Here is a 5357-nt window from a genome sequence, read left to right as displayed (position 1 = left end):
TGCTTTTGTAACATGTAATCACCCGCTACTTTCATCGTTATTACTTTGATTATAAAATAGAACAGCTAACAAATCATTTTTGTTAGCTGTTCTAAGGAGACTTTTTCAGTGGCCTCGCTCTGACCCCCTGTCCCGCTCAATTTGTGCGTTTGATTGTGTAGTTCAGGAAGTGGGTAAGGAAGTTTGTTTTCAAGTTTGCTTTATTTAACGTTTCAGCAGCGAGGGTATAGTGATCCCACATCGCTTTCTTTGCATTCTCCACTCCTAAAACCGTTACAAAAGTGGATGTTTCATTTTCCATGTCTTGTCCGGCAGGCTTCCCAAGTGTTTCTACATCACTTTCCGCATCAAGCAAATCATCCTTAATTTGAAAGGCAATGCCTGTATGATAGGAGTACTTTTTCAGAAATGAAATGACCTCATCATTTTTCCCTGCCAAAATTGCCGGCATGACAAGGGACGCTTCAAAGGCAAGTCCTGTCTTATAAAAACAAATGGTTTCTAATTGTTCGAGCGTTACTTTTTTTCCTGCAGCCGCCAAATCCATTGCTTGCCCTTTACACATTTCCGTGATGATCCCGGATGAATATTGAATCAGTTTCAGTATATTTCCTGCATCAAACCCGTCTAAGCTTGCCTGTTCAAAAACGGCCTGCTGGGTTAGATAAAGTCCGGTCAATTCTGCTGTTGCTGTATTATATACTTTGTGCAACGTTGGATGACCTCTCCTTACTGAAGCGTTATCCTGTGCCGGTAGGTCATCAAAAATCAGGGAGGCGGTATGCATATATTCCAATGATTTCAGGAGCGGAATCAAAGCATTTTGCTCCAAACCAAATGCCTCTGTCCCCATAAAGGCTGTTAATATCGGCCGTAATCTTTTTCCGCCACTTTCCAAACTATAATTTGCAGCTTCGACGATTGGTATGCCGACTTTGGAAGCTTCCGTCAATTGATTTGTTTCTTCGACCTGTAAGATTTCATCAATCATCGTGCGGAGCTCTTTTACTTTCCCTACAAATTCTTGTTTTTCTTTTTCTTCCTGCTTGTAGTTTCCAATCATATGATCACGTATGAGCTTATCCAAGAAATCGACATCATCTATTCTTTTCGTAAGCTTTTGTACATACTCCCAAAATGTTGGGTCCTTTGGTGCGAAGACCTTCATTACATTCTCATATGTCGCTTTATCTGCCCGGTTTCTAAATCGCTTTTGACTGTTGATCGCCCGGCTTAACAAGGCCTCCCGCACTCTTTCCTCCGAACCATATACTTCATGAAGCAGATAGGAAATAACGGCCCAATATAATTCAAACGGATTCAGCAAGTCATCTCGTTCTGTATGGTACGTCAAATAATACGTATATGGTGTAACCGCTCCGGATTCCAAATCGGCAAATAAATCGGTGAAATCATCTGCCAGCTGATTATAAATTCCATAATAAAATGTCCGTTCGTCAAACCCGTCATCAACCGGTGCTCCAATAATTGACCGGACGATGAGACGGGAAAATGCTGATTTTAAAATAATCGAGATATAAATATCCTCATTACTGTAATGTCGATTTTCGAGCTGTTTGGCTCTGTCCTTCTCCTGAGCTTCAAAGAACACATAAGCTTGTTCAAAAAAACGTTCACGCAGAGCTTGTGGCTGATGCCCCTTTATATATTCAAAACCGCTTTTCAGCTCGGAATGAATCATGCGGATGAATGATTGGTTGGAGCCAATCCAGCCGGTGATGTCAGGTACTTCACCAGTAAGAAGGGTTTCTCGGATAAATGCGGTATATTGTTTTTTATCTTCCTCATTCAGCAGATTGGAATCGAGCAGATCGTCGATAAACGGATAGGTGAGCCCGTAAGAATATCCCAGTCGAATTGCTTGATCTAAAGCTTCTTTCCGCTCATCTTGCGGCACATCCTCAGGAAGCATGTCCAGCTGGTGCATAAGTACACCGGCTATTAATTTCATCAACTTCCGCTGGGCTTCCAAACCGTCCATGCCTTTAGGAAGTTTCGCGTGAATTCTATCCCATCTTTCTACCAGCCAAATAAAAGAATGTTCAATACCCTCTTTCTTGGCGAGATGGTACAATGCTTCTGTCCGGAACAATCCAGGCTCGTTTTGTTTCATTTTCTTTTTAAGAAACGTTTTGGTGCTTGTAATTTTATCCAATGTATCTTGATCTTCAAAGGATTTGCCAAGGTCACGCATAAAAATATAGGAAACACTCCGATCAAGATAATGATCCAATTGTTCGGTGTCCCCAAGCCATTTTATATAGCGATTATAATCAGCTAGGCTTGGATTACTTTTTCTGCGTTTCATCCATTCTAAAGCAAGGTGTTTACCTGAATGCTGCTTTTCCCATAGTTTAAAATCATTCCCTAAATTTGTTATATATTTCTCTGAGTCTAAATAGCTGGAGAGCTTCCGAAAATACTCACCCGCTCTTTTTTCATGGATTAAAAAGCTCTTTTCTCTATTTATACTTGTCTCGTCATTCATTTAAAATACCCTCTGTCTGTAAATTCTAATACTGTGAAATTTTATCCCGGTTTAACCGTCCGTAAACTTCTACCTCAAAACTTTAGGGTCTTCGAGAAAGTTTAGGTGGGAAGAAACGTGAGCTAACACCTAAGGTTTCATTCAACTAACAATCAGCGGGGGATGAAGAAAAAATCCTCACAGATTGAAGTTCCATTTTATAATATCAACGTAACATGAAAATAATGATTTAGCTACCGGGGACATGGGGGTCAGAGCAACTGTCCCAATAAAACGGGACAAATGCTCTGACCCCCATGTCCCAAGTGCTCTGACTCCCAGCCTAGGAGGAGAAGATGACAGATTTAAAAAAACGATGTATTCTAGTTTCAAATCATGATTAGGGGGGATACGATGCAACTGTATGAGATAAGGCAGAAATATAAGGAGACAAAAGTGATTGATGTAAAGACAGTAATTAGAACAGAGCTTCAAAAAAATCAGAAATTGAATTCCTTACCAGACCAAGCTGAAATTGCAATCACTGCGGGCAGCAGAGGGATTGAAAATATTACACGTATCTTAAAGGAGACGATTGCATACCTGGAGGAAAACAATTACCGGCCGTTCATCGTTCCGGCGATGGGGAGTCATGGCGGTGCAACAGCAGAAGGACAGCTGGAAGTGCTGCATCATTTAGGGATTACGGAAGAAACGTTTGGGGTGCCGATTCGGTCAACAATGGAAGCTGTACACTTAGGGAACACCCCGGAAAATCTGCCTGTTTATATGGATGAACACGCCTACGATGCAGATGGAGTTCTTATCATTAATCGAGTGAAAGCCCATACTGCTTTTACCGGGAAAGTTGAAAGCGGTTTAAGTAAAATGGTCACTGTTGGGTTAGGGAAACAAAAAGGAGCAAGTTTCGTTCATGCCCAGGGTGCGGGAGAAATGGAACATAACATTTGGGAAGCGGCGCGGTTGGCTGTTGCGAACCACTTGACGAAAGCACGAATCAAGTTGAACGATCATCGTGTCCTGGAGCTTAAGGAAGGAGAGGAAAACAACAACCATGGAAATTAAGAATATATATTGTATCGGACGTAATTATAAAAATCATGCACTGGAACTTGGAAACGAAGTACCTGACAAGCCTTTAGTATTTTCAAAACCGACAAGTGCTCTTGCTGTTGCGGATGGAAGTGTCTTATCCTTCCCGCATCATCGCGGGGATATCCATCATGAATTGGAAATTGTCCTTTATATTGGCAACGATGTGAAGGACGGCTTCACCGTAGAGGATATTGTGACGCAAATGACGCTCGGAATTGATTTGACATTAAGAGATGTTCAATCAGCTCTAAAGAAAAAGGGACATCCATGGCTTGTCGCTAAAGGATTCAGGAATGCAGCAATTGTGACGGATTTTTGGGATTTCCCTGGTGTGGAACAAATAAAAGATGTGGAATTCACCTTGGAGCGTGATCGGGAAGCGGTTCAGCAGGGAAATATCCAATCTGTTATTTTTGATTTCCAAACGCTTCTTACGTACATCCATCAGGAAATTGGCCTGACAAAGGGTGATCTTATCTATACCGGTACCCCAGAAGGTGTCGGGCCGATTATGGACGGGGAAGTGTATACGCTGAAATGGAACAATGAAATAAAGGGGAGTTTTACGGTAAGCAAGCGGTAATAAATAGGAGAAAAAAGAAACAGGAATCAAGTTTCTTTTTTCTTAGCTTCTTGTGGACTGTCCACCTAGCCACTAGGCAGATCGGAGGCTTTCTATGGAATTTGCACCAATTAAAAAACGGAAAAGACAAATCAAAGAATCTATTGCAAATGGACAAATTTTACCAGGGGAGAAGCTTCCGTCCGAACGGGCACTTGCAGAAATGTTCCATGTCTCCCGGACATCCGTGAAAGAAGCCGTAACGGTTCTGGAGTCTTCCGGTATTATTACCGTCCGGCCTGGTGTCGGGATGTTTATCAATGAAGATTCGCAGCAAGACCTATTGCATAAATTTTCCGTGACAATGGACGTGAATGGAAGAGATTTTATTAATCTACTGGAATTGAGACAGGCAATTGAGGAAGATGCGGCATACCACGCAGCAAATCGCATGAGTCCTGCCGAACAGGAAGAGTTGACGATGATTTATGAAGAGCTGCTTGCAGTTGAGAAACGAGGAAATATCGCGTTGGAAGAAGATTTTGCTTTCCATTATTGTATTGTTGAATTATCACATAACCCGGTCATGCTGGAAGTGATGAACCTTGTTTCAGATAAAATCCGTACACTTGTCATTTACAAAAGAGATTAATAAGGTCATTACCTATCAGCCTTCCTGTCATATGACGAACGTGCAAAAACGGGTGAATGAACCGTTAGAGATGCTAAAGGCTATTCCAGGGATTACTTATCTTGAACTTCCAGACAAAAATATGTGCTGTGGTTCGGCGGGAATCTATAATATCGTTCATTACGAGGCGTCAATGGAAATATTGGATGAAAAAATGAAACATGTGGAGAAGGTTTCCCCGGAAGTAATCGTTACAACCAACCCAGGTTGCCACCTGCAGATGAAAGTCGGCGTAGAAAAAGAAGGACTGACTGATGTGATAGAAGTCGTTCACATCGTGGAACTCCTAGCAGAAGCATGTAATATCGAATAAATCGAGTTGAGTGGGACATGGGATCAGAGCATCTGTCCCGGTTGGGACAAATGCTCTGACCGAGGCCACTGAAAAAGTCTCCTTAGAACAGCTAACAAAAATGATTTGTTAGCTGTTCTATTTTATAATCAAAGTAATAACGATGAAAGTAGCGGGTGATTACATGTTACAAAAGCAAGAGAGTCTT

The 5357-nt window shown here is 41.7% G+C and carries 5 protein-coding genes; 4 read left to right on the top strand and 1 reads right to left on the bottom strand.

The window, feature by feature from the left end; translation table 11 throughout:
- Positions 1–136: 136 nt before the first annotated feature.
- Positions 137–2509 (bottom strand): polyprenyl synthetase family protein, encoded by a 2373-nt coding sequence (locus tag L3V42_RS17945; protein WP_235762731.1) that lies wholly within the window; start codon positions 2507–2509, stop codon positions 137–139.
- A gap of 393 nt (positions 2510–2902) precedes the next feature.
- Here L3V42_RS17945 and L3V42_RS17940 point away from each other — a divergent pair, with 393 nt between their 5' ends.
- From L3V42_RS17940 to L3V42_RS17925, 4 genes are all read left to right on the top strand, one after another.
- Complete coding sequence (locus tag L3V42_RS17940) at positions 2903–3574, top strand: lactate racemase domain-containing protein (RefSeq protein WP_235762730.1); 672 nt, start codon at positions 2903–2905, stop codon at positions 3572–3574.
- Complete coding sequence (locus tag L3V42_RS17935; protein ID WP_235762729.1) at positions 3564–4187, top strand: fumarylacetoacetate hydrolase family protein; 624 nt, start codon at positions 3564–3566, stop codon at positions 4185–4187. Before L3V42_RS17940 ends, L3V42_RS17935 begins: the two co-directional genes overlap by 11 nt.
- 94 nt (positions 4188–4281) lie before the next feature.
- The gene (locus L3V42_RS17930; RefSeq protein ID WP_235762728.1) at positions 4282–4818 is read left to right on the top strand and encodes a FadR/GntR family transcriptional regulator; all 537 of its coding nucleotides are present in this window, start codon (positions 4282–4284) and stop codon (positions 4816–4818) included.
- Positions 4772–5170, top strand: a complete 399-nt coding sequence (locus L3V42_RS17925; protein ID WP_310739806.1) for a (Fe-S)-binding protein — start codon at positions 4772–4774, stop codon at positions 5168–5170. The genes L3V42_RS17930 and L3V42_RS17925 overlap by 47 nt, the downstream gene beginning before the upstream one ends.
- Positions 5171–5357 lie beyond the last annotated feature (187 nt).

It is taken from the genome of Oceanobacillus alkalisoli, from assembly GCF_022213125.1.
Classification (GTDB): domain Bacteria; phylum Bacillota; class Bacilli; order Bacillales; family Amphibacillaceae; genus Oceanobacillus; species Oceanobacillus alkalisoli.
Note: the sequence above shows the minus strand (reverse complement) of the source record. Positions and strands in the feature narration are given on the sequence as shown.

Excerpts from the sequence above, each read along its gene's own strand:
- L3V42_RS17945 (WP_235762731.1), bottom strand. The coding sequence starts at position 2,509 with ATGAATGACGAGACAAGTATAAATAGAGAAAAGAGCTTTTTAATCCAT.
- L3V42_RS17940 (WP_235762730.1), top strand. The coding sequence starts at position 2,903 with ATGCAACTGTATGAGATAAGGCAGAAATATAAGGAGACAAAAGTGATT.
- L3V42_RS17935 (WP_235762729.1), top strand. The coding sequence starts at position 3,564 with ATGGAAATTAAGAATATATATTGTATCGGACGTAATTATAAAAATCAT.
- L3V42_RS17930 (WP_235762728.1), top strand. The coding sequence starts at position 4,282 with ATGGAATTTGCACCAATTAAAAAACGGAAAAGACAAATCAAAGAATCT.